At 44.3% G+C, this 22,104-nt stretch carries 21 protein-coding genes and 8 pseudogenes; 9 read left to right on the top strand and 20 right to left on the bottom strand.

The window, feature by feature from the left end:
* Positions 1–278: 278 nt before the first annotated feature.
* The 5 genes and pseudogenes from eutC to RS881_RS37390 form a co-directional block, all read right to left on the bottom strand.
* Positions 279–1,148 (bottom strand): ethanolamine ammonia-lyase subunit EutC, encoded by an 870-nt coding sequence (gene eutC / locus RS881_RS37410; RefSeq protein ID WP_315815423.1) that lies wholly within the window; start codon positions 1,146–1,148, stop codon positions 279–281.
* 112 nt (positions 1,149–1,260) lie between these two features.
* Positions 1,261–2,633 (bottom strand): annotated as a pseudogene (locus RS881_RS37405) (ethanolamine ammonia-lyase subunit EutB).
* Between the two features lie 193 nt (positions 2,634–2,826).
* Positions 2,827–3,899: pseudogene (gene eat / locus RS881_RS37400) on the bottom strand (ethanolamine permease).
* Positions 3,900–4,480: 581 nt separating this feature from the next.
* On the bottom strand, positions 4,481–4,996 hold the full coding sequence (locus RS881_RS37395) for a DinB family protein (RefSeq protein WP_315815422.1): 516 nt from the start codon (positions 4,994–4,996) through the stop codon (positions 4,481–4,483).
* Positions 4,997–5,149: 153 nt separating this feature from the next.
* Positions 5,150–5,407: a hypothetical protein gene (locus RS881_RS37390; RefSeq protein WP_315815421.1), complete on the bottom strand. Its 258-nt coding sequence runs from the start codon at positions 5,405–5,407 to the stop codon at positions 5,150–5,152.
* Between the two features lie 224 nt (positions 5,408–5,631).
* Between RS881_RS37390 and RS881_RS61870 the strand changes: the two genes are divergently transcribed.
* The gene (locus tag RS881_RS61870; RefSeq protein WP_315815420.1) at positions 5,632–6,594 is read left to right on the top strand and encodes an AraC family transcriptional regulator ligand-binding domain-containing protein; all 963 of its coding nucleotides are present in this window, start codon (positions 5,632–5,634) and stop codon (positions 6,592–6,594) included.
* Positions 6,595–6,663: 69 nt separating this feature from the next.
* Here the strand turns inward: RS881_RS61870 and tnpC (RS881_RS37380) are convergent, their stop codons facing one another.
* From tnpC (RS881_RS37380) to tnpA (RS881_RS37370), 3 genes and pseudogenes are all read right to left on the bottom strand, one after another.
* A complete protein-coding gene (gene tnpC, locus RS881_RS37380) occupies positions 6,664–8,250 on the bottom strand; it encodes an IS66 family transposase (RefSeq protein ID WP_315815419.1) in 1,587 nt (528 codons plus the stop codon).
* Positions 8,251–8,425: 175 nt separating this feature from the next.
* A pseudogene (gene tnpB / locus RS881_RS60450) lies at positions 8,426–8,808 on the bottom strand (IS66 family insertion sequence element accessory protein TnpB).
* A gap of 3 nt (positions 8,809–8,811) precedes the next feature.
* The gene (tnpA, locus tag RS881_RS37370) at positions 8,812–9,129 is read right to left on the bottom strand and encodes an IS66 family insertion sequence element accessory protein TnpA (RefSeq protein ID WP_315814461.1); all 318 of its coding nucleotides are present in this window, start codon (positions 9,127–9,129) and stop codon (positions 8,812–8,814) included.
* Positions 9,130–9,468: 339 nt separating this feature from the next.
* Here tnpA (RS881_RS37370) and tnpC (RS881_RS60445) point away from each other — a divergent pair.
* Together tnpC (RS881_RS60445) and RS881_RS60440 are read left to right on the top strand one after the other, a co-directional pair.
* Positions 9,469–10,535: pseudogene (tnpC, locus tag RS881_RS60445) on the top strand (IS66 family transposase); the annotation flags it as partial.
* On the top strand, positions 10,533–10,700 hold the full coding sequence (locus RS881_RS60440; RefSeq protein ID WP_350340287.1) for a transposase domain-containing protein: 168 nt from the start codon (positions 10,533–10,535) through the stop codon (positions 10,698–10,700). The pseudogene tnpC (RS881_RS60445) and the gene RS881_RS60440, both read left to right, overlap by 3 nt.
* A 12-nt stretch (positions 10,701–10,712) precedes the next feature.
* On the opposite strand, the pseudogene tnpB (RS881_RS37355) reads toward RS881_RS60440, so the two are convergent.
* A pseudogene (gene tnpB, locus RS881_RS37355) lies at positions 10,713–11,020 on the bottom strand (IS66 family insertion sequence element accessory protein TnpB).
* A 3-nt stretch (positions 11,021–11,023) separates the two neighbouring features.
* A complete protein-coding gene (gene tnpA / locus RS881_RS37350; protein ID WP_315815416.1) occupies positions 11,024–11,341 on the bottom strand; it encodes an IS66 family insertion sequence element accessory protein TnpA in 318 nt (105 codons plus the stop codon).
* Between the two features lie 117 nt (positions 11,342–11,458).
* Here tnpA (RS881_RS37350) and RS881_RS37345 point away from each other — a divergent pair, with 117 nt between their 5' ends.
* Positions 11,459–11,692 (top strand): IS66 family transposase, encoded by a 234-nt coding sequence (locus tag RS881_RS37345; RefSeq protein WP_315815415.1) that lies wholly within the window; start codon positions 11,459–11,461, stop codon positions 11,690–11,692.
* Between the two features lie 104 nt (positions 11,693–11,796).
* Here the strand turns inward: RS881_RS37345 and RS881_RS37340 are convergent, their stop codons facing one another.
* Genes RS881_RS37340 through istA form a run of 3 tightly spaced genes read right to left on the bottom strand, consistent with a single transcriptional unit; the run spans position 11,797 to position 14,127 of the window.
* Complete coding sequence (locus RS881_RS37340; protein WP_315824727.1) at positions 11,797–12,342, bottom strand: ATP-binding protein; 546 nt, start codon at positions 12,340–12,342, stop codon at positions 11,797–11,799.
* A 29-nt stretch (positions 12,343–12,371) separates the two neighbouring features.
* On the bottom strand, positions 12,372–12,554 hold the full coding sequence (locus RS881_RS37335; protein ID WP_315815414.1) for an ATP-binding protein: 183 nt from the start codon (positions 12,552–12,554) through the stop codon (positions 12,372–12,374).
* 19 nt (positions 12,555–12,573) lie between these two features.
* Positions 12,574–14,127 (bottom strand): IS21 family transposase, encoded by a 1,554-nt coding sequence (gene istA / locus RS881_RS37330; RefSeq protein WP_315814078.1) that lies wholly within the window; start codon positions 14,125–14,127, stop codon positions 12,574–12,576.
* A gap of 232 nt (positions 14,128–14,359) precedes the next feature.
* Here istA and tnpA (RS881_RS37325) point away from each other — a divergent pair, with 232 nt between their 5' ends.
* The 3 genes and pseudogenes from tnpA (RS881_RS37325) (at position 14,360) to RS881_RS37315 (ending at position 16,182) form a co-directional block, all read left to right on the top strand.
* Positions 14,360–14,659, top strand: a complete 300-nt coding sequence (tnpA, locus tag RS881_RS37325) for an IS66 family insertion sequence element accessory protein TnpA (protein ID WP_315815413.1) — start codon at positions 14,360–14,362, stop codon at positions 14,657–14,659.
* Between the two features lie 20 nt (positions 14,660–14,679).
* Positions 14,680–15,062: pseudogene (tnpB, locus tag RS881_RS37320) on the top strand (IS66 family insertion sequence element accessory protein TnpB).
* A 175-nt stretch (positions 15,063–15,237) separates the two neighbouring features.
* Positions 15,238–16,182, top strand: coding sequence for an IS66 family transposase (locus tag RS881_RS37315; protein ID WP_315815412.1), 945 nt, complete (start codon positions 15,238–15,240; stop codon positions 16,180–16,182).
* Between the two features lie 25 nt (positions 16,183–16,207).
* Here the strand turns inward: RS881_RS37315 and RS881_RS37310 are convergent, their stop codons facing one another.
* The 5 genes and pseudogenes from RS881_RS37310 to tnpA (RS881_RS37290) all read right to left on the bottom strand — a co-directional run bounded on the left by RS881_RS37310 (position 16,208) and on the right by tnpA (RS881_RS37290) (position 18,679).
* Positions 16,208–16,363, bottom strand: a complete 156-nt coding sequence (locus RS881_RS37310) for a transposase domain-containing protein (RefSeq protein WP_315824726.1) — start codon at positions 16,361–16,363, stop codon at positions 16,208–16,210.
* Positions 16,364–17,262: pseudogene (gene tnpC / locus RS881_RS37305) on the bottom strand (IS66 family transposase); the annotation flags it as partial. It lies immediately after the preceding gene.
* 293 nt (positions 17,263–17,555) lie between these two features.
* On the bottom strand, positions 17,556–17,801 hold the full coding sequence (locus tag RS881_RS37300) for a hypothetical protein (RefSeq protein WP_315815411.1): 246 nt from the start codon (positions 17,799–17,801) through the stop codon (positions 17,556–17,558).
* Positions 17,802–17,975: 174 nt separating this feature from the next.
* Positions 17,976–18,358 (bottom strand): annotated as a pseudogene (gene tnpB, locus RS881_RS60435) (IS66 family insertion sequence element accessory protein TnpB).
* Positions 18,359–18,361: 3 nt separating this feature from the next.
* Positions 18,362–18,679, bottom strand: coding sequence for an IS66 family insertion sequence element accessory protein TnpA (tnpA, locus tag RS881_RS37290; protein WP_315814461.1), 318 nt, complete (start codon positions 18,677–18,679; stop codon positions 18,362–18,364).
* Between the two features lie 107 nt (positions 18,680–18,786).
* On the opposite strand from tnpA (RS881_RS37290), the gene tnpC (RS881_RS37285) reads away from it, so the two are divergent.
* Together tnpC (RS881_RS37285) and RS881_RS60430 are read left to right on the top strand one after the other, a co-directional pair.
* Positions 18,787–19,437, top strand: coding sequence for an IS66 family transposase (gene tnpC, locus RS881_RS37285; RefSeq protein WP_315815410.1), 651 nt, complete (start codon positions 18,787–18,789; stop codon positions 19,435–19,437).
* Positions 19,438–19,440: 3 nt separating this feature from the next.
* A complete protein-coding gene (locus RS881_RS60430; RefSeq protein WP_350340286.1) occupies positions 19,441–19,671 on the top strand; it encodes a transposase domain-containing protein in 231 nt (76 codons plus the stop codon).
* 510 nt (positions 19,672–20,181) lie between these two features.
* Here RS881_RS60430 and RS881_RS37280 read toward each other — a convergent pair.
* Both RS881_RS37280 and RS881_RS37275 read right to left on the bottom strand, forming a co-directional pair.
* Positions 20,182–20,988 carry an alpha/beta hydrolase family protein gene (locus tag RS881_RS37280; protein WP_315815409.1) on the bottom strand — a complete coding sequence of 269 codons (807 nt, stop codon included), beginning with the start codon at positions 20,986–20,988 and terminating at the stop codon, positions 20,182–20,184.
* A gap of 56 nt (positions 20,989–21,044) precedes the next feature.
* Entirely contained in the window at positions 21,045–21,995 is a 951-nt protein-coding gene (locus RS881_RS37275; protein WP_315815408.1) for a hypothetical protein, read from the bottom strand.
* Positions 21,996–22,104: the final 109 nt, after the last annotated feature.

The raw sequence follows: 22,104 nt of genomic DNA, 5'->3' as shown, positions 1-22,104 counted from the left end.
GAAACCGCATAAAATCGACTACAATGACGTCGATTTTATACCAAAACAACCAAAAATAACCAAATCGGCCATGCCGCATTTGGATTTGGCATAGACTATGTTGTATGTTTGCTGAGCGTTATTTGAAGTCAGTATGACAGGGTAGCCTGACAACAAAGCCAACAATCAGCTACCCTACAGTATGGCTTCAGTATAGCTTCAGTATACCTTCAGTATGGATAGAGTATGCTAATAGCACTAAACGCCAAAACAGCCACTTTTTGCAGAAAATGGGAGGGCTACGAACGCCCCTGACTTAAAATGGGAAGACATCGATCTTTAGATAGCTGTGTAGTGCAATTACTATTCCAGGTTGCTGTTTCCGGAACTTGGTTCGGGAGTAACGCTCCTGCATTATCCTTCAATCCTACACCCGATAGTTGCATGCGCATGGCCTCCTGTATCAGCCAAAATAATTTATTGGCTGCCGCCTGGTAAGACAATCCTCCCGGCCGCACATTGGAAATACAATTCCGTGCTTCATCCGTGAGGCCCACTTGTGGATGGTAGGTGAGGTATATACCCAGACTATCAGGTGAGCTCAGGCCCGGCCTTTCGCCGATCAGTACCACCGTGAGTGTAGCATTTAATAAACTACCAATCTCATCACCAATTGCTACCCGGCCTTGTTGTACAATGCTCAGAGGCGTTAATGCAATACCTGCCTCCTGTAGCATAGGCAGCAATATGGCCAGTAAAGGAATGGTATTCCGGTTCACCGCTGTCGCGCTTAAGCCATCGGCCAGTATAATGGACACTGTTTGTGGCGCACCATCATTGTCCGGTGAAGATAACAGGCCGGCGGATTCCTCATGCAGTCTTCTTCCCTTATCCGGCCGCTGCAGGTAAGTGTACCGGTCGGCAGCCTGACTCTGTAGCAGGTTCACGGTTATGGGAAACGCTTGTAGTTGTGTGATCAGGCTGTCTGTATCCAGCAGCGAATGTACCGCATCCCTGGCATGCGCATGCGCCATGCGAAATTGCAATACTTCCTGTAAAGGAATAGCGGTACCCGTTCTGCCCAACGCAATACGTGCCGGTGTAAAAGCCCGCAACGATACCCAGGGATCAGCCGCTGCAATGCTATGATGGATATTGATATCGCTCATGTTTATATTTACTCAGTAATACATGCAATATGCCTGCTTTCTACGCACAATTTGCCCCACAGTACTTTCAAAGCCAAAGCTCTGCCCACTGCGGATTGCCGACTGCCGGTTTTCACATCTCGCGACTCACCAATTTATGCCCCTCACTCACTGTCAGCAAATTTCCCTCACTGCTCATGATCCCCTGCTTCACCAGCCATTGCTCAAACTCCGGTGCAGGACGCAAACCCAACACCTTCCGCACATACAATGCATCATGGAATGAGGTAGACTGGTAATTAAGCATAATATCATCAGCGCCCGGAATGCCCATTATATAATTGCAACCCGCCACACCCAATAACGTAAGCAGGTTGTCCATATCATCCTGGTCAGCCTCTGCATGGTTGGTATAACATACATCCACACCCATGGGCAGTCCCAACAGCTTGCCACAAAAATGATCTTCCAGCGCCGCCCGGATGATCTGCTTGCCATCATACAAATACTCCGGACCAATAAAGCCCACCACCGTATTGACCAGTAATGGACTGAACCGGCGAGCCACCGCATAGGCCCGCGCCTCACAGGTTTGCTGGTCTGCACCTGCATGCGCATTGGCAGATAGAGAGCTGCCTTGGCCGGTTTCAAAATACATCACATTATTGCCAATCGTGCCGCGTTGTAACGAAAGCGCCGCTTCATGCGCTTCCTGCAAGAGCGCCAGGTTCACACCAAAACTGCTATTCGTTTGTTCAGTGCCGCCAATGGATTGGAACACGAGGTCTACCGGCGCTTGCGGCATTATCGTAAGAGCAGTGGTTACATGACACAATACGCAGGACTGAGTTGGAATATCGAATTGCTGACGCAACCCGTCAATCATTTGTAATAACTGGATCACCACGGCGGGACTATCCGTAGCCGGATTGATGCCGATCACTGCATCACCACTGCCATAGAGCAATCCGTCTACCATACTGGCGGCAATGCCTTTCGGATCATCGGTCGTATGGTTGGGCTGCAACCGTACCGACAGCCTTCCTTTAAGGCCCAATGTATTCCTGAACTTTGTTATAACTTCTACTTTGCGCGCTACACTGATTAGGTCCTGGTTACGCATGAGCTTGGACACCGCCGCTGCCATTTCAGGAGTAAGCCCCGGCGCCAGCCCCCGCAAGGTCAAAGTATCGGCTGCATCACTCAACAACCAATCCCTGAACTGCCCAACCGTAAAATGACTAATGGGGCAAAGGCCCTGGCATCATGCGTATCTATAATAAGCCTCGTTACTTCATCCGTTTCATAAGGTATAATAACCTGCTGCAGGAAATCCCGTAGCGGAATATCAGCCAGCGCAATCTGTGCTGCCACCCGCTCTTCATAGCTGCCCGCTGTAATGCCAGCCAGCGCATCACCCGATCGGAAAGGCGTTGCTTTGGCCAATACCGTTTTGAGGTCATCAAACCGGTATACGAAATGGCTGATGGTGGTTTTGTACGACATGTGATTCTTCTATGCTTATGTTGTCAGGGTGGGTCGCCCTTGCCATGCTTTGTGCCAGGCACAGGGCGGCTCACCCTAATATCCTTCCGTTAAAATTACACCTTTCCCTTCCGTCTGCCGGTGTTTGCCCATCCCTGCAAATATCAAAACAGCAATAGCCAGCCCGCCAAAGAACAACAGGCTTAGCCACCGGTTATAATACATAATGGCCAGCAGGGCCACGATCGACAATATAAGTGCGATGGCCGGGAACCAGGGATACAAAGGCACTTTGAAAGGCCGGTGCAGCGCAGGTTCTTTTGCGCAACACAAAAAGACTGATCATGCTCATGATGTACATCAGTGCAGCGCCCAATACAGAAAGGACCACCAGTTGATCTGTTTTGCCCAGGCACAAGGCGATGATGCCTAGCAGTCCACCCACCAATAGCGACCAATGCGGCGTTTGATATTTTTTGTTGACCCTGGCCAGTATGTCCGGTAGGTATCCACTGCGGCCTAGCGCAAACATTTGACGCGAGTATCCAATTATGATAGAGTGGAAAGATGCGATCAGGCCAAACAATCCAATGCCGGCAAACAGTTTCGTAATGCTGTTGTTTTTGCCCAGTACAATGCCAATCGATTCCGGCAGCGGATAGTCAATCGCTGTAAGCTGTTGCCAGTCTGTAATACCTCCTGTTAACACCATCACCCCAATAGCCAGCAGCATAAGCGTGAGGATGCCGGAAATATAACCGGCCGGGATCGTCCTGGCGGGATCTTTTACCTCTTCTGCTACCATCGCTACCCCTTCAATGCATACATACAGCCACATGGCAAGGGGAGCGCTGCAAATACACCGCCCCATCCGGCCGGCATGGCATTATGAAGAAAATTAGTGGCCTTAAAGGAAGGCCCTACAATGCCCATATAGATCAGGAGTTCTCCCACCGCCAGCAGCGTGACTACCAGCGTAAAGATCGCCGATTCTTTAATGCCGAGCAGGTTGATGCACGTAAACACCACATAGCAGCCAATGGCTGTCCAAAGTACCGGCAGGGAAGGGTAGAGGAAATGGACATAATTACCCAGCGCAAAGGCGATAGCAGGCGTGGCCAGCAGGAATTCCGCCAGCGTGGCATAACCCGCCACCAGCGCGCCCAGCGGGCCGAAAGCCTTATAGGAATAGGCAAACGGACCACCTGCATGGGGTATCGAAGTCGTTAGCTCCGTAAAACTAAAAATGAAAGTGATGTACAGTATGGTAATAATGAGCGTGGCCATCAGGAAACCCACCGTTCCGGCCACGCCCCAGCCATAATTCCAGCCAAAATACTCCCCTGGATCACTAACCCCACGGCAATGGCCCACAGGTGAATAGGACGTATTGCTTTTTAGCATCGTGATGGATTCGCTCATATTTAGCTTGTTTTCCTAAAAATAAGGCATGTTGGAGCGATAGCATGTGATTGATGGTTAATTTTTACAACATTGATTGAGTTGTCCTCTGATTTCTATAAATATTTTTTTTGCGTATGTATTGAGCCTGTTCTTCTGTCCCATCGGATTTTGCCTCCCGATGGTGGGAGCAACTGTTTGGTGTCAGGCTACAGCTTTGTAGAACAATCAAATCAAGCGTGTATTCTGCCCCATAGGGGCTACAGCTTTGTAGAACAATCAAATCAAGCGTGTATTAGCCCCATAGGGGCTACAGCTTTGTAGAGGCTACAGCTTTGTAGAACAATCAAATCAACCGTGTATTCTGCCCCATAGGGGCAATACAATTCCTTGTAGTGCCCCACAAAATAAGCCCGGCTTTAGCAGCCGGGCCTCCTAAAAAGAGCGATCAGGTTAATGATTAATGTTTACTGCTTTTTATCCAGGTATATCAATTGTCCCAGGTGGTAGCTCTGGTGGTTTGTTCTGTTGATCAGAATATTCAGTTTATTCCTGTGTGGTTCTTTGGCAAAGTCTTCGGGTGAAATAGCGCTATGCCGGGTAAACCACTCCTCGGCAGGCAGGGCCGTGAAGTACTCCGTGAGCTTTGCATTGAGGGCATTCCACTGATTTTTCAGCTCAGCCAGTGCAGGTGCTACCACACCGGGTTTATTGACCTCACCGGTGAAGGCTGCTTCCAATTCGGGGTACAATTTTTCACCCAATCCCAATAAAGTGATCATACCATCATTCACTGCTATGAGGTGGCCCAATATCCAGGTGCCGGTATTACGGCCTGGCGCAGTGGGGGTATTCATTTGTTCGTCGGACAGTTTGGCGATCAATTTATTCACCCGGGCATTTTGCAGTTCCCAGTTGGATACTACCATTTTTATGAATAATTCTTTTTCTGTTATTGGCTTCGTTGATGTTTGAGCTTCCATGATAAGATGTTAATTAAGTTAGAATGATTGGCTGTATAGTAACAGTTCTTCTCCCTAATTGTTGAACCCGTTTTCAATAGGCTGGCTAACAATAAGAAACCCGGACCAGCCAGGCGGAATCCTGTGGTCCGGGCGTCCTGGTTTTCATGGCTATTACCTGGCTGCCAACTGATTTAATCCCTTTACTTGCAGGAAGGCCATCAGGGCTACCCAGCCGGCTACCGCTCCGATGAGGAAGTATCCCAGGAAAGAAAGTCCGAATAATTGGGGAACGACAATGACCAGACTTTCTATTACCCAAATGATGTCCAGCGCGATGATGCGTTTTACCCATCCTTTTTGGATGACCTGTTTGCGGCTTTGGCTGAATACCAGGGCAGCAAAGACAACCAGAAAAATACCTGCTACCATAAAGGGCCAGGATAGGGCGGCGCCACATAAATCGGCTGCCAGACCGGGAAAAATACCAATAATAAACCAGTAGCGCCTGAACTAAGTGCGTTGATTAGCAATACATTTTTAAGCATATTCATTGTTTTAATTGTTTTGTATAACACAAAAGTAGATTGGCGGGACGGCGGGGAATTGATAAATTGCGACAATATGAAACTCCTCGCTTTACACCTGTATCATTTATGGATTATGCCCGGGTACGGGGTATTGCCTGGCAGGATATGGAAGCATTGATCAAACAGCCTCCTGTCGATCTTATGGATGAGCAGGCAACGGTAGAAGAGGAGGACCTGTATACTGTAATACAGTTCATTGATGAGCAGCTCAAAGACAAAGCCTGGGGTATTCAGTGCGGGCATTTTATTTCGATGAAGCTGCTGGGGCTTATCTATAAGATATCCTTGCAGGCTACTACGATACAGGAGGCCTTGCATTACCTGCAATCTTACCTGGCGGCAGCCGTGCCGCTGGTTAAAGCGGAAACGGCTATTACAACAGATGCTGTTGCCATTCACTTCAGTGTTCATAATCGTTTATCTGCCCTCAATCGCATTATCCTGGAATATACGTTGGCAGTAGTGGGACGCGAGATCAGGTTAATGGCGGGCGAAGGGGTAGCTATTCGCATCAGCTCACCTGCCTACCTGGAGGATTATCCGGCAGCATGGAGTTATGCGGAAACTTACACGGTTGCTTTTGAGCCCATAGTGCTAAAAGCCGCTTTGCGTAATACGAGTCATTTGCAGGTGGATATACTGGTGCCAGAATACCTTAAAATGATAGAGCAGTTAAAGCCGGATGATAGTTTTGCGGGTAAGGTGAAAGTTACCCTACTATCCATGTCTGATCCGCAACTACCAGATATCCAAACGGTGTCCGGCGCTTTGTATGTGACGCCCCGTACTTTGCAAAGAAGGTTGGGAGCGGAAGGCATCACTTTCCGGGAACTGCTGGAAGAAATAAAAAGCAGATCTGCTCTTTTCTGTTGCGCCATGACCGGTATACCATTGCCGGTATCTCCAATATATTGGGTTATGCGGAGCCAGCTGCTTTTATACATTCCTTTCGTAAATGGTTTGGTGATTCGCCCGAAAGATTGCGGAGGAAGATGTGAGTCGGCAATCTGCAATCTTTTGTGTCGATAGTGTGTCTACTCCTTTCTGTGTGTCTCCGAGTAGCCTAAAAATCGTATTGTTTAGTTGCCTAATTTTGCTTTAAGCCGTAGTGATGGCTTGTGTTTTTTTCCACTGGTGGGGTAAGAGTTTCCTGAGTTGCGCGGTAGTCATCTCGTTGATGTTATGACTAAGCACTTCGCGGAGCCACTCATAAGGGTTTACGGTATTAAGTTTGCAGGTAACCAGCAGCGAGTATAAGAGGCCTGCTCTTTTGGCCGCTTCATGCGAGCCACAGAACAGGTAGTTTTTGCGTCCGACAGCCAGGTTTTTCATACAGCGCTCTATGGGATTATTATCAATATGCAAATGATTAGTAGAGGCATAGAGACTTAAGCCGTCCCAGCGTTTGATGCTGTAAGCTATAGCCTGTGCTATAGGGCTTTTCGGTTTTAGCTTTACATACTCCTGCTTCATCCACTCTCCCAGTTCTTTTAAAATAGGCACAGATTGTTCTGTCCGCCGCACTTTGATCTGGTCCGGGTTGAGCTGCTCTTCTCTACATTGCTCCTCGATCTTATAAAGCTTCGCTATCTCGGTCAAAGCATATTCTGCCCGAACTTTATCATTGCCTTTCGCCTCATAAAAATGACGGCGGGCATGGGCCATACAAAAGAACACATGTATTCCTTTGATGTCCAACTCTTCATAGACATCATAACCATCTACCTGCAAGTGACCCTTAAAATGTTGTAAGATATGTTTGGCTGCCAATGTATCCCTCCCCCGATGATAATCAAAGTAGATCAGTTGCCCGTTATGCGTTAAGTACGTCCAGTAATACCCCTGGTGGGTATCTTTCTTCTTATTCCTGTCCAGAACCTGTATGGTTGTTTCATCACCATGCCAATAATCATATTGGTACATCTCATGCAGGTGCAGATGGCCCAGTGGCGCTACCACGTTCGCAACCTGCCGTACCCAATCGGTAATGGTTGAATAAGCAATGGTGACATTACTTCTCTTGAAGCAGTCCAACTGACGATTCAGCGGTTTATGATCTATAAACTTATCTATAATGATCTGTGCTAACAACTCCGGCGTGGCAATGCTCTTAGACAAGGCTTGCTCTGGAAGATGCGCCTGCACTATACGATGCTGATCAGGCCGTTCTGCTACAGAGCATTTATACTGAGGGATAATAGTACGTTGGAGAAATATTTCTCCCGGCTTCCAGCCAAGCTGTTCCTTTACTTCTTCTCCCACCTTCTCGCATCCGCTCACATCTTCCGGAGGCTCTATCACGGTCTCTTCCACCCGTAGATGATCCGGAAAGGCATTGGCTAACCCGTTTTCCCGTTGAACCTGTTTTTGCTTTACGTAACTTATCTTTTGAACATCAGCAAGGTTGGTTGCTTTATACCCCTGCTCAAAGGAAAGGCCTAATTCCTGCTGTTGCTGTAAAGGGGAAGGAACAAACTTCTCAGTCTTAAAACCACCCAGTAACTTCGTTAGTTGATACAATTGATATTGAAGCTGCGTTACCTGATCGCGTAATTCTTTATTGCTTTGTAATAGCTCCTGGTTGTTTTGTGGTAATTGTCCATTATTTTGTTGCTGTAGTTGCAGCATTGGAAGCAGTTGCTCATAGAGCGCTTTGTAATCTATATTTTCTGCTGCTGCTGACATTATACAAAGATAGCCCGGCTATGCATTTAAGCTATATCGTATAACCGAAAGTTATACAGCCGATGCGTGGATAAACCCGCATTCAAAAATGATTTTAAAAAACAGCACCAAAAATGTGGATAACCCGGCCTGTTTTTCTTAAAATAAAAAACGTTGCCATTTTTCGATGGCAACGTCAAATATATTCAACCCATGATCCATAAGGATTACATCGTACCGATGTACCGCTTTCGAAAAACGCTTTCTTCAAAGAAACGCCCTGTAAGATCATACTTAATTGTTTAGCCGTAATACTACTGTGAGTGCCTTCCATAATACCTGCCGGTAACTCAAAGGTACCTTCCTCTAATCGCTTATAGTATAAGCTAAAACCATCCCCTTCCCATTCTAACGCCTTCAGGTGCGTTTGCCGTTTGTTCAAAAGATAAATACATCACCCGTCTGAATTTCCATTCCCAGTTCGTTGGTAACAAGCCCGCTCAAACCGTCAAAACTCTTCCTTACATCCGCCCACTTATGATACAACCAGTAATGGGTGCCGTTGTTGATCTGTAACATAAGTTAACTGATTAAAGCTTTTAAAAAACTCACAGATGGCTCCCGGTAAAAACGGATGCCCCGGTATTCCGCAAAGAGATCCTGGGAAATGGAAACCTCTTGCTGCCCTGTCACTGTTAGCAAAGTGAAACTACTTTGATTCTCCATCGGCTTATCTTCCAACCGGGCGTGATATTTCTTCTGCCAGTAGTGATATGTACCAGGTGAAAGATCATACAACTCACAAAAATCTTTTACTGTCATCGAACTGGCTTCATGTTCAGCTATCAACGCGAACATTTTTTGCTCCTTCGATAAGCCACTTGATTGCTTTTGTTCCATACGTTTACATTTTTGATAAGCCCAAAAAGTAAACTTTTTATAATATCTTAATTTTTAGCTACTCGGAGGTACACGGAGCTATTACAAAGCAATAAAGAATTACGCGATCAGGTAACGCAGCTTCAATATCAATTGTATCAACTAACGAAGTTACTGGGTGGTTTTAAGACTGAGAAGTTTGTTCCTTCCCCTTTACAGCAACAGCAGGAATTAGGCCTTTCCTTTGAGCAGGGGTATAAAGCAACCAACCTTGCTGATGTTCAAAAGATAAGTTACGTAAAGCAAAAACAGGTTCAACGGGAAAACGGGTTAGCCAATGCCTTTCCGGATCATCTACGGGTGGAAGAGACCGTGATAGAGCCTCCGGAAGATGTGAGCGGATGCGAGAAGGTGGGAGAAGAAGTAAAGGAACAGCTTGGCTGGAAGCCGGGAGAAATATTTCTCCAACGTACTATTATCCCTCAGTATAAATGCTCTGTAGCAGAACGGCCTGATCAGCATCGTATAGTGCAGGCGCATCTTCCAGAGCAAGCCTTGTCTAAGAGCATTGCCACGCCGGAGTTGTTAGCACAGATCATTATAGATAAGTTTATAGATCATAAACCGCTGAATCGTCAGTTGGACTGCTTCAAGAGAAGTAATGTCACCATTGCTTATTCAACCATTACCGATTGGGTACGGCAGGTTGCGAACGTGGTAGCGCCACTGGGCCATCTGCACCTGCATGAGATGTACCAATATGATTATTGGCATGGTGATGAAACAACCATACAGGTTCTGGACAGGAATAAGAAGAAAGATACCCACCAGGGGTATTACTGGACGTACTTAACGCATAACGGGCAACTGATCTACTTTGATTATCATCGGGGAGGGATACATTGGCAGCCAAACATATCTTACAACATTTTAAGGGTCACTTGCAGGTAGATGGTTATGATGTCTATGAAGAGTTGGACATCAAAGGAATACATGTGTTCTTTTGTATGGCCCATGCCCGCCGTCATTTTTATGAGGCGAAAGGCAATGATAAAGTTCGGGCAGAATATGCTTTGACCGAGATAGCGAAGCTTTATAAGATCGAGGAGCAATGTAGAGAAGAGCAGCTCAACCCGGACCAGATCAAAGTGCGGCGGACAGAACAATCTGTGCCTATTTTAAAAGAACTGGGAGAGTGGATGAAGCAGGTGTATGTAAAGCTAAAACCGAAAAGCCCTATAGCACAGGCTATAGCTTACAGCATCAAACGCTGGGACGGCTTAAGTCTCTATGCCTCTACTAATCATTTGCATATTGATAATAATCCCATAGAGCGCTGTATGAAAAACCTGGCTGTCGGACGCAAAAACTACCTGTTCTGTGGCTCGCATGAAGCGGCCAAAAGAGCAGGCCTCTTATACTCGCTGCTGGTTACCTGCAAACTTAATACCGTAAACCCTTATGAGTGGCTCCGCGAAGTGCTTAGTCATAACATCAACGAGATGACTACCGGGCAACTCAGGAAACTCTTACCCCACCAGTGGAAAAAACACAAGCCATCACTACGGCTTAAAGCAAAATTAGGCAACTAAACAATACGATTTTTAGGCTACTCGGAGACACACTACTCGGAGACACACTGTAATACTACTGTGAGTGCCTTCCATAATACCTGCCGGTAACTCAAAGGTCCCTTCCTCTAATCGCTTATAGTATAAGCTAAAACCATCCCCTTCCCATTCTAATGCCTTCAGATGTGTTTGCCGTTTATTCAAAAAATAAATACGTCACCTGTCTGCATTTCCATTCCCAGTTCGTTGGTGACAAGCCCGCTCAAACCGTCAAAACTCTTCCTTACATCCGCCCACTTGTGATACAGCCAGTAATGGGTGCTGTTGTTAATCTGTAACATGAGTTAACTGATTAGAGCTTTAAAAAAACTTACAGATGGCTCCTGGTAAAAACGGATACCTCGGTATTCCGCAAAGAGATCCTGGGCACTGGAAACTTCTTGCGACTCCGTCACGTTAAGCAAAGTGAAACTACTTTGGTTCACTATCGGCTTATCTTCTAACCGGGCGTGATATTTCTTTTGCCAGTAGTAATACCTCCCAACCGACAGATCGTATAACTCACAAAAATCTTTTACTGTCATTGTACTGGCCTCATGTTCGGCTATCAGTGCAAACATCTTTTGCTCCTTCGATAACCCATTTACTTGTTTCTGTTCCATTTGTTTACTTTTTTGATAAACCCAAAAAGTAAACATTTTTCGACGCCTTAGTTTTTAACTCCTCGGAGGTACACGGAGCAATGTAGAGAAGAGCAGCTCAACCCGGACCAGATCAAAGTGCGGCGGACAGAACAATCTGTGCCTATTTTAAAAGAACTGGGAGAGTGGATGAAGCAGGTGTATGTAAAGCTAAAACCGAAAAGCCCTATAGCACAGGCTATAGCTTACAGCATCAAACGCTGGGACGGCTTAAGTCTCTATGCCTCTACTAATCATTTGCATATTGACAATAATCCCATAGAGCGCTGTATGAAAAACCTGGCTGTCGGACGCAAAAACTACCTGTTGTAGTCGGCAACCCAAAGTGCAGAGTTTTTGGCAATCACGAGTGCAGAGATTTCGGCAACAATGAGTACACAAAAATGGCAACACGAGTGCAGAGCTCAAAAGTAGATTTAGTTGTTCTGTTCTTCAAAAATAGTTTTGCGATTTTTAAGCCTGTAGCTCTTTCCAGTGAGGTTAATCACTTCGCATTGGTATAGTAGCCTATCCAGTAGTGCCGTTGCCAGCACCTCATCATTAAGCATCTGTGCCCATTCCGCCGGTTTTTTATTGGTGGTAATAATGAAAGATGTTTTTTCATAAACCTGGTTAATAAAATTGAACAGTAATACCGCCTCTTTCTTTTCTACGGGGAACAGCATGATGTCGTCTATTACAATCAGGTGGGCGTTTAAAAGACGCTTGTATTCAGCCTTTGCGGAGGCTGTAATCTCCTTCATCTTAAGCGTGCCGATAAGTGTGTCCATAGTGCGGAAGTAAGCCTTATAGCCTTTCTTTACCGCTTCATTGCATAGTCCTGCCGAGAGGAATGTTTTTCCTGTACCGGATGGCCCCATCAAGATGATATTAAAAATCTGATCCATCCAGTGTAGCTCCCGTAATTGATGTAGCCGGGTAATACTAAGGCCATTTGTGAAGGCTGGGTCATAAGCTGCCAGATCACAGTATCGGGGCAGGGTGGCCAGTTTTAGCCGCTTTTGATGTCTCTTTGCCTGCGGTACTCTGCTTCGGTGGTCAGGAAGCCCAGGGTATAATCAATATACCCCAGCGCCCTGGCTTCCGCATCGGTAATAAGTTCGTCTATTACCTTGTTTACGCCAGTCATGTTAAACTGCTGGCAGTACTGCCTGATCATTTGTTTTTGTTCCATGTATTGCTGTTGTGTGTGTTTAAAACATATCGTAATCGTTAATAGAGCTGGTGTCAGGCTGTATTAGTGCCTCTGTGGGTGTTTTGTGGTTTAGTGGATTGAGGTACACTACAGGGGCTTGCTGATCTTCCAGCTCGTTGTTCAGATGCAGCACCACTGATTTAAAGTCGGCAGCTCCTTTTGCTCCAATCTTCAGACAATAGGCTAATGCCTGCGCTGCAATAACCGGTTGGCAATGCTGCGCCACCTGTATCAGCAGCAGTAACTGGTCGCGTATGTAACGAGGTTTATCCTGCCGGATGGCAGAGATGAACCTGCCGGCAGCTTCAGCATCACTGACCAGTGAGCAGAACTGGTCTTCCAGCTCCTGTATAGCAGGACTCTTGTCACGGCGATGATCATTGTTAATAATTTTCTCTCCGCTGCCAGAGCTGATCAGATGGCGGCAGAGTTCCTGGTGTTCTAAATTATAGACAACAATGCAGGTGCCTTGCCTTGCCAGCAGCACCTGGCTGCCGCGTCCCTGATAGGTGCTGGAAGGTAAAGAGTAGAAGTTGCCTTTATAGGAGAAGCTGTTGTCTTTACGAACGGCATAAAGCGTTCCTTTAGGCCCTTGCAGTACCAGTGGCGTATAAGGATGAAGCAGGGATTTTTCTATGATCCATTCCTGTATGGGCTGTTTGCGGGTGGTACTATGGGGTAACTCATTGGCTGTTCTGCTTAGCCAGGCCAGTGCTTCTGCATTCAGGGTATCTATATCGCTAAAGGAGCGATTATACAGGAAGTTCTGTTTTACGTATTTTACGACGTTCTCTACCTTTCCCTTGCTTTCCGGATCGGATTTACGGCAGAAGTGCAGCTTGAACTTACGCTGGCTGCTATAGGCCCTGAACTGTTCAGTAAGGATCAGATCTCCCTTATTCTCATCTACAATGAACAACCTGTCCTGATCGTATACCACTGTATCAGGCAGTCCCTCTATAAAGGCAAAGGCATGCTCATGGGCTTCTATAGCGGTGATGGCAGTGAAGGGTTCCTGTGAGAAAAAGACGTACTTATACCGGGATCTTGACAGCACTAGTGTAAAAAAGTATACTTTAACCCTACCACCCTGTGTGTTACGCATATTGTACTGCCCAAAGTCGACCTGTGCCTGCGCTCCATAAGGTGTCTCCGGCACCATCTCATACACCCGTACCCCTTCGGTTTTCACTAACTGGTACCGCTGGCGTACACGGGATACGTAATTAAATACGGTTCTCACAGATACGGAAGGCAGATCAGGGTAATGTTCTTTCAGCCAGTCGTGCATCTGTGCCGATGAGGTGTCGGGATACTGCTCCAGCTTCAACTTTATAAACACTTCGTAGCGATCCAATATACAATCCTTTTCTACCCCACGTTGCAGTATCTCCTCGTAATCACGGTCATCCTCTACCACCAACAGGCGCTTTACAGTACGCCAGTTTAAACCCAGGTGATTGCTGATGTAACTGATGGAAAATCCTTCTCTCGATAATCTGTGTACTTCGTGATACGTCATAAGCTTCGATAAATACGGTGTCAGCGCCATGAATGGGGTATTGATTAACCCACAAAGCTCTGCACTCTTTGTTGCCGATTTCTCTGCACCGTTGTTGCCGAAAACTATGTATCAGTTGTTGCCGATTTCTATGTATTCCTGATTGCCGAAAACTGTGTAGTTGTAGTTGCCGATTACACCTGTTCTGTGTGTACCTCCGAGTAGCTAAAAATTAAGATATTATAAAAAGTTTACTTTTTGGGCTTATCAAAAATGTAAACGTATGGAACAAAAGCAATCAAGTGGCTTATCGAAGGAGCAAAAAATGTTCGCGTTGATAGCTGAACATGAAGCCAGTTCGATGACAGTAAAAGATTTTTGTGAGTTGTATGATCTTTCACCTGGTACATATCACTACTGGCAGAAGAAATATCACGCCCGGTTGGAAGATAAGCCGATGGAGAATCAAAGTAGTTTCACTTTGCTAACAGTGACAGGGCAGCAAGAGGTTTCCATTTCCCAGGATCTCTTTGCGGAATACCGGGGCATCCGTTTTTACCGGGAGCCATCTGTGAGTTTTTAAAAGCTTTAATCAGTTAACTTATGTTACAGATCAACAACGGCACCCATTACTGGTTGTATCATAAGTGGGCGGATGTAAGGAAGAGTTTTGACGGTTTGAGCGGGCTTGTTACCAACGAACTGGGAATGGAAATTCAGACGGGTGATGTATTTATCTTTTGAACAAACGGCAAACGCACCTGAAGGCGTTAGAATGGGAAGGGGATGGTTTTAGCTTATACTATAAGCGATTAGAGGAAGGTACCTTTGAGTTACCGGCAGGTATTATGGAAGGCACTCACAGTAGTATTACGGCTAAACAATTAAGTATGATCTTACAGGGCGTTTCTTTGAAGAAAGCGTTTTTCGAAAGCGGTACATCGGTACGATGTAATCCTTATGGATCATGGGTTGAATATATTTGACGTTGCCATCGAAAAAATGGCAACGTTTTTTATTTTAAGAAAAACAGGCCGGGTTATCCACATTTTTGGTGCTGTTTTTAAAATCATTTTTGAATGCGGGTTTATCCACGCATCGGCTGTATAACTTTCGGTTATACGATATAGCTTAAATGCATAGCCGGGCTATCTTTGTATAATGTCAGCAGCAGCAGAAAATATAGATTACAAAGCGCTCTATGAGCAACTGCTTCCAATGCTGCAACTACAGCAACAAAATAATGGACAATTACCACAAAACAACCAGGAGCTATTACAAAGCAATAAAGAATTACGCGATCAGGTAACGCAGCTTCAATATCAATTGTATCAACTAACGAAGTTACTGGGTGGTTTTAAGACTGAGAAGTTTGTTCCTTCCCCTTTACAGCAACAGCAGGAATTAGGCCTTTCCTTTGAGCAGGGGTATAAAGCAACCAACCTTGCTGATGTTCAAAAGATAAGTTACGTAAAGCAAAAACAGGTTCAACGGGAAAACGGGTTAGCCAATGCCTTTCCGGATCATCTACGGGTGGAAGAGACCGTGATAGAGCCTCCGGAAGATGTGAGCGGATGCGAGAAGGTGGGAGAAGAAGTAAAGGAACAGCTTGGCTGGAAGCCGGGAGAAATATTTCTCCAACGTACTATTATCCCTCAGTATAAATGCTCTGTAGCAGAACGGCCTGATCAGCATCGTATAGTGCAGGCGCATCTTCCAGAGCAAGCCTTGTCTAAGAGCATTGCCACGCCGGAGTTGTTAGCACAGATCATTATAGATAAGTTTATAGATCATAAACCGCTGAATCGTCAGTTGGACTGCTTCAAGAGAAGTAATGTCACCATTGCTTATTCAACCATTACCGATTGGGTACGGCAGGTTGCGAACGTGGTAGCGCCACTGGGCCATCTGCACCTGCATGAGATGTACCAATATGATTATTGGCATGGTGATGAAACAACCATACAGGTTCTGGACAGGAATAAGAAGAAAGATACCCACCAGGGGTATTACTGGACGTACTTAACGCATAACGGGCAACTGATCTACTTTGATTATCATCGGGGGAGGGATACATTGGCAGCCAAACAGTGTGTCTCCGAGTAGCCTAAAAATCGTATTGTTTAGTTGCCTAATTTTGCTTTAAGCCGTAGTGATGGCTTGTGTTTTTCCACTGGTGGGGTAAGAGTTTCCTGAGTTGCCCGGTAGTCATCTCGTTGATGTTATGACTAAGCACTTCGCGGAGCCACTCATAAGGGTTTACGGTATTAAGTTTGCAGGTAACCAGCAGCGAGTATAAGAGGCCTGCTCTTTTGGCCGCTTCATGCGAGCCACAGAACAGGTAGTTTTTGCGTCCGACAGCCAGGTTTTTCATACAGCGCTCTATGGGATTATTATCAATATGCAAATGATTAGTAGAGGCATAGAGACTTAAGCCGTCCCAGCGTTTGATGCTGTAAGCTATAGCCTGTGCTATAGGGCTTTTCGGTTTTAGCTTTACATACTCCTGCTTCATCCACTCTCCCAGTTCTTTTAAAATAGGCACAGATTGTTCTGTCCGCCGCACTTTGATCTGGTCCGGGTTGAGCTGCTCTTCTCTACATTGCTCCTCGATCTTATAAAGCTTCGCTATCTCGGTCAAAGCATATTCTGCCCGAACTTTATCATTGCCTTTCGCCTCATAAAAATGACGGCGGGCATGGGCCATACAAAAGAACACATGTATTCCTTTGATGTCCAACTCTTCATAGACATCATAACCGTCTACCTGCAAGTGACCCTTAAAATGTTGTAAGATATGTTTGGCTGCCAATGTATCCCTCCCCGATGATAATCAAAGTAGATCAGTTGCCCGTTATGCGTTAAGTACGTCCAGTAATACCCCTGGTGGGTATCTTTCTTCTTATTCCTGTCCAGAACCTGTATGGTTGTTTCATCACCATGCCAATAATCATATTGGTACATCTCATGCAGGTGCAGATGGCCCAGTGGCGCTACCACGTTCGCAACCTGCCGTACCCAATCGGTAATGGTTGAATAAGCAATGGTGACATTACTTCTCTTGAAGCAGTCCAACTGACGATTCAGCGGTTTATGATCTATAAACTTATCTATAATGATCTGTGCTAACAACTCCGGCGTGGCAATGCTCTTAGACAAGGCTTGCTCTGGAAGATGCGCCTGCACTATACGATGCTGATCAGGCCGTTCTGCTACAGAGCATTTATACTGAGGGATAATAGTACGTTGGAGAAATATTTCTCCCGGCTTCCAGCCAAGCTGTTCCTTTACTTCTTCTCCCACCTTCTCGCATCCGCTCACATCTTCCGGAGGCTCTATCACGGTCTCTTCCACCCGTAGATGATCCGGAAAGGCATTGGCTAACCCGTTTTCCCGTTGAACCTGTTTTTGCTTTACGTAACTTATCTTTTGAACATCAGCAAGGTTGGTTGCTTTATACCCCTGCTCAAAGGAAAGGCCTAATTCCTGCTGTTGCTGTAAAGGGAAGGAACAAACTTCTCAGTCTTAAAACCACCCAGTAACTTCGTTAGTTGATACAATTGATATTGAAGCTGCGTTACCTGATCGCGTAATTCTTTATTGCTTTGTAATAGCTCCTGGTTGTTTTGTAGTAATTGTCCATTATTTTGTTGCTGTAGTTGCAGCATTGGAAGCAGTTGCTCATAGAGCGCTTTGTAATCTATATTTTCTGCTGCTGCTGACATTATACAAAGATAGCCCGGCTATGCATTTAAGCTATATCGTATAACCGAAAGTTATACAGCCGATGCGTGGATAAACCCGCATTCAAAAATGATTTTAAAAAACAGCACCAAAAATGTGGATAACCCGGCCTGTTTTCTTAAAATAAAAAACGTTGCCATTTTTCGATGGCAACGTCAAATATATTCAACCCATGATCCATAAGGATTACATCGTACCGATGTACCGCTTTCGAAAAACGCTTTCTTCAAAGAAACGCCCTGTAAGATCATACTTAATTGTTTAGCCGTAATACTACTGTGAGTGCCTTCCATAATACCTGCCGGTAACTCAAAGGTACCTTCCTCTAATCGCTTATAGTATAAGCTAAAACCATCCCCTTCCCATTCTAACGCCTTCAGGTGCGTTTGCCGTTTGTTCAAAAGATAAATACATCACCCGTCTGAATTTCCATTCCCAGTTCGTTGGTAACAAGCCCGCTCAAACCGTCAAAACTCTTCCTTACATCCGCCCACTTATGATACAACCAGTAATGGGTGCCGTTGTTGATCTGTAACATAAGTTAACTGATTAAAGCTTTTAAAAAACTCACAGATGGCTCCCGGTAAAAACGGATGCCCCGGTATTCCGCAAAGAGATCCTGGGAAATGGAAACCTCTTGCTGCCCTGTCACTGTTAGCAAAGTGAAACTACTTTGATTCTCCATCGGCTTATCTTCCAACCGGGCGTGATATTTCTTCTGCCAGTAGTGATATGTACCAGGTGAAAGATCATACAACTCACAAAAATCTTTTACTGTCATCGAACTGGCTTCATGTTCAGCTATCAACGCGAACATTTTTTGCTCCTTCGATAAGCCACTTGATTGCTTTTGTTCCATACGTTTACATTTTTGATAAGCCCAAAAAGTAAACTTTTTATAATATCTTAATTTTTAGCTACTCGGAGGTACACGCCAAACATATCTTACAACATTTTAAGGGTCACTTGCAGGTAGATGGTTATGATGTCTATGAAGAGTTGGACATCAAAGGAATACATGTGTTCTTTTGTATGGCCCATGCCCGCCGTCATTTTTATGAGGCGAAAGGCAATGATAAAGTTCGGGCAGAATATGCTTTGACCGAGATAGCGAAGCTTTATAAGATCGAGGAGCAATGTAGAGAAGAGCAGCTCAACCCGGACCAGATCAAAGTGCGGCGGACAGAACAATCTGTGCCTATTTTAAAAGAACTGGGAGAGTGGATGAAGCAGGAGTATGTAAAGCTAAAACCGAAAAGCCCTATAGCACAGGCTATAGCTTACAGCATCAAACGCTGGGACGGCTTAAGTCTCTATGCCTCTACTAATCATTTGCATATTGATAATAATCCCATAGAGCGCTGTATGAAAAACCTGGCTGTCGGACGCAAAAACTACCTGTTCTGTGGCTCGCATGAAGCGGCCAAAAGAGCAGGCCTCTTATACTCGCTGCTGGTTACCTGCAAACTTAATACCGTAAACCCTTATGAGTGGCTCCGCGAAGTGCTTAGTCATAACATCAACGAGATGACTACCGGGCAACTCAGGAAACTCTTACCCCACCAGTGGAAAAAACACAAGCCATCACTACGGCTTAAAGCAAAATTAGGCAACTAAACAATACGATTTTTTAGGCTACTCGGAGACACACTGTTCTGTGGCTCGCATGAAGCGGCCAAAAGAGCAGGCCTCTTATACTCGCTGCTGGTTACCTGCAAACTTAATACCGTAAACCCTTATGAGTGGCTCCGCGAAGTGCTTAGTCATAACATCAACGAGATGACTACCGCGCAACTCAGGAAACTCTTACCCCACCAGTGGAAAAAAACACAAGCCATCACTACGGCTTAAAGCAAAATTAGGCAACTAAACAATACGATTTTTAGGCTACTCGGAGACACACCTTTCTGGTTCGGAACCTGCGTTTGTAATGATCTGCAATCAGTCTTATGCAGGAAGATTCCTATATCCAGGTTAGATCAAATACAAGCTAATGCATTCGCTAAACTAAATGTTCGCCAATTCACATGGTTTTGCTTGTGCCTTGGGTAGTGGAATATTTTTACAAGCGATTTTTGACCTAAAGTAGCTCAACTTGCTTTAGGTTTTACATCTGCCCCCAAAATAGGGAAGAGTTTTAAACTTGGAGAGTATTACAATTGCGATAATGATATTAGTGCATTTGATTTGTCGAATCCAAATCATAGTTATTAGGTGAAATTGATGTACCCATAGTTGCAGGAGTTGTCATCCATTTCGGGGCAATCTTATTTTTAAGATAGTGATCAAAATATTGCGTAATCCGTATGGTAAAATCATATGCACTTTCATTTCTTAAATTGTGTTTTTGCCCTTGATATTCTAATAGCCAGGCTTTCTTTTTAATCGTCTCAATGCCAGAAACATCTCAACACCTTGCATCCATGGAACGGCATAATCCTCTTTATTGTGCATAATCAATAATGGGGTCACTATGTTTTTTGCCAATAGAATAGGGCTACTACTTAAGTACAAATCTTGCCTTTCCCAAGGTGATGCCCCCATACGACCCTGCCCAAATTCAAAAAAGTTCATGATTTGATTTTCAGGATTGCCTAATGCCCCAGATAATCTTAAATATGAACTTATCTGATCACTAGTGCCAGCCGCTTCAACTGCTGCTTTAAAGTAGTTAGTTTGTGTAATTATATAATTCGTGCATCCGCCAGCCATACTATGACCTTGAATTCCTACTTTTTCCGAATCAATCCAAGGTTGTTTATTTAGTTCCCTAATTGACGACATTATAGCGTCAAATGCATTTTGAGCGTTAGTCTTATTACTTCCTGCTGCTAAACCTAGGCTAATATCTGGTGTAAATACAAGATACCCTCTGCTAACGAACCATGGAATATTGATGTTGTCGCTTGTAAGGTCAGGGGTGGGAAATTCGTTTAATCGATGCGAAAGCTGTTCATAAAAGTTGATTATTAGCGGATATTTTTCTTTTGCATTAAAATTTGATGGCTTATATAAGACTCCTTGTAAGGATTTACCTTCACTTGATTTCCATGTGAATAGTTCACTTTTTGGCCAATTGTATATGGTATGTGGGGCCAAATAGGTCAGCTGATTAAATTGTTTAAAGTCAGATGTTATATGAAAATTGGGGAAAGTCGTACTATTCATTCGCTGTACAATCCATGACTTTGCATTGCGTGCTTTTATTATTAAATTTGAGTAAGTTAGGTGAAAAGCAGACGGCGGAATTGGGATTCTTCAGTATATATTAAACAAGAACATTTATAAAGCAATTTTGGAATACTATTCGCATTTATTTTAAAGGAATAGAATCCATTCTCTTTTGTTTGCTCATTGACCGATGTGACGAAAATGTCTTCTGAAACAGATGGTTTAATTTTTGTTTCAATGAGTCTTAGTTTAATATTATTGTTTCTTCCAAAAAAGTTTGTTACACAAATTGGTTCTGACACGCCCAATGGATCAAGAAGCCAAATGTCATGGTTGTCATATGCTAAAAATGAGTTAGTCGATTTAATAAAAGTTGCTACTCCTATATCAGGGCAATGACCGGATGGTATTAAGTATTTATAATATTCATTAAAGAAGGTTACATTAGAGGATATTAACTTGGTCTCATAATTTGTCAGGCTCAATGAATAATATTTACCATCCTGCTTATAAAAAAAAATAACATATTTACAATCTGGCGTAAAAAATGGATCACTTCGATCGTCATTTTTAATAAAGTGCTTTTCTCCATTTGTTAGTGACGTAACGTTGTATTTTTTTTTCTTGTACCCTTCAAGCCAAGGCTCTGTATTAAAGGCATTTGTATTAGTGATAGCAAAGTTTCCTAATTCAGAAATTGCTACAAATGACTCTTCCGACGATTCTAATTTAATCAATAGGTTCGATTGCAAATTTATGGCTGCGAGGAAGTGATTTTGAAACTCCTTCTGCTTATTTAATACAGGTTTAATTTTTAAATCTTCATAATGCCAAATTTCTACATTTACGTTATCGTTAGATGAAGATAAGTTTAATGATTGAGGAAGGTTGTACTCAAGATTAAATAATACCGTTTGTCCATTATCCGAAAGATCTAATTTAGTATCACTAATGCGAAAATTTGGATATAATGTGTTAATAAGCGAATCATTAATCGATTTCATGAAATTCCTCTCTACATCAAAAACGAAAATCTCCACCGCCTTAGAACTTGTTGTCGAAAAAGCAATTGTTTTCCATTCTCTGATTCGGAAATATTAGAAATTCTTTGAT

The organism is Paraflavitalea speifideaquila (genome assembly GCF_032395985.1).
GTDB lineage: Bacteria > Bacteroidota > Bacteroidia > Chitinophagales > Chitinophagaceae > Paraflavitalea > Paraflavitalea speifideaquila.
The sequence above is the reverse complement of the archived record's forward strand: the minus strand, read 5'-3'. Positions and strand labels throughout refer to the sequence as shown.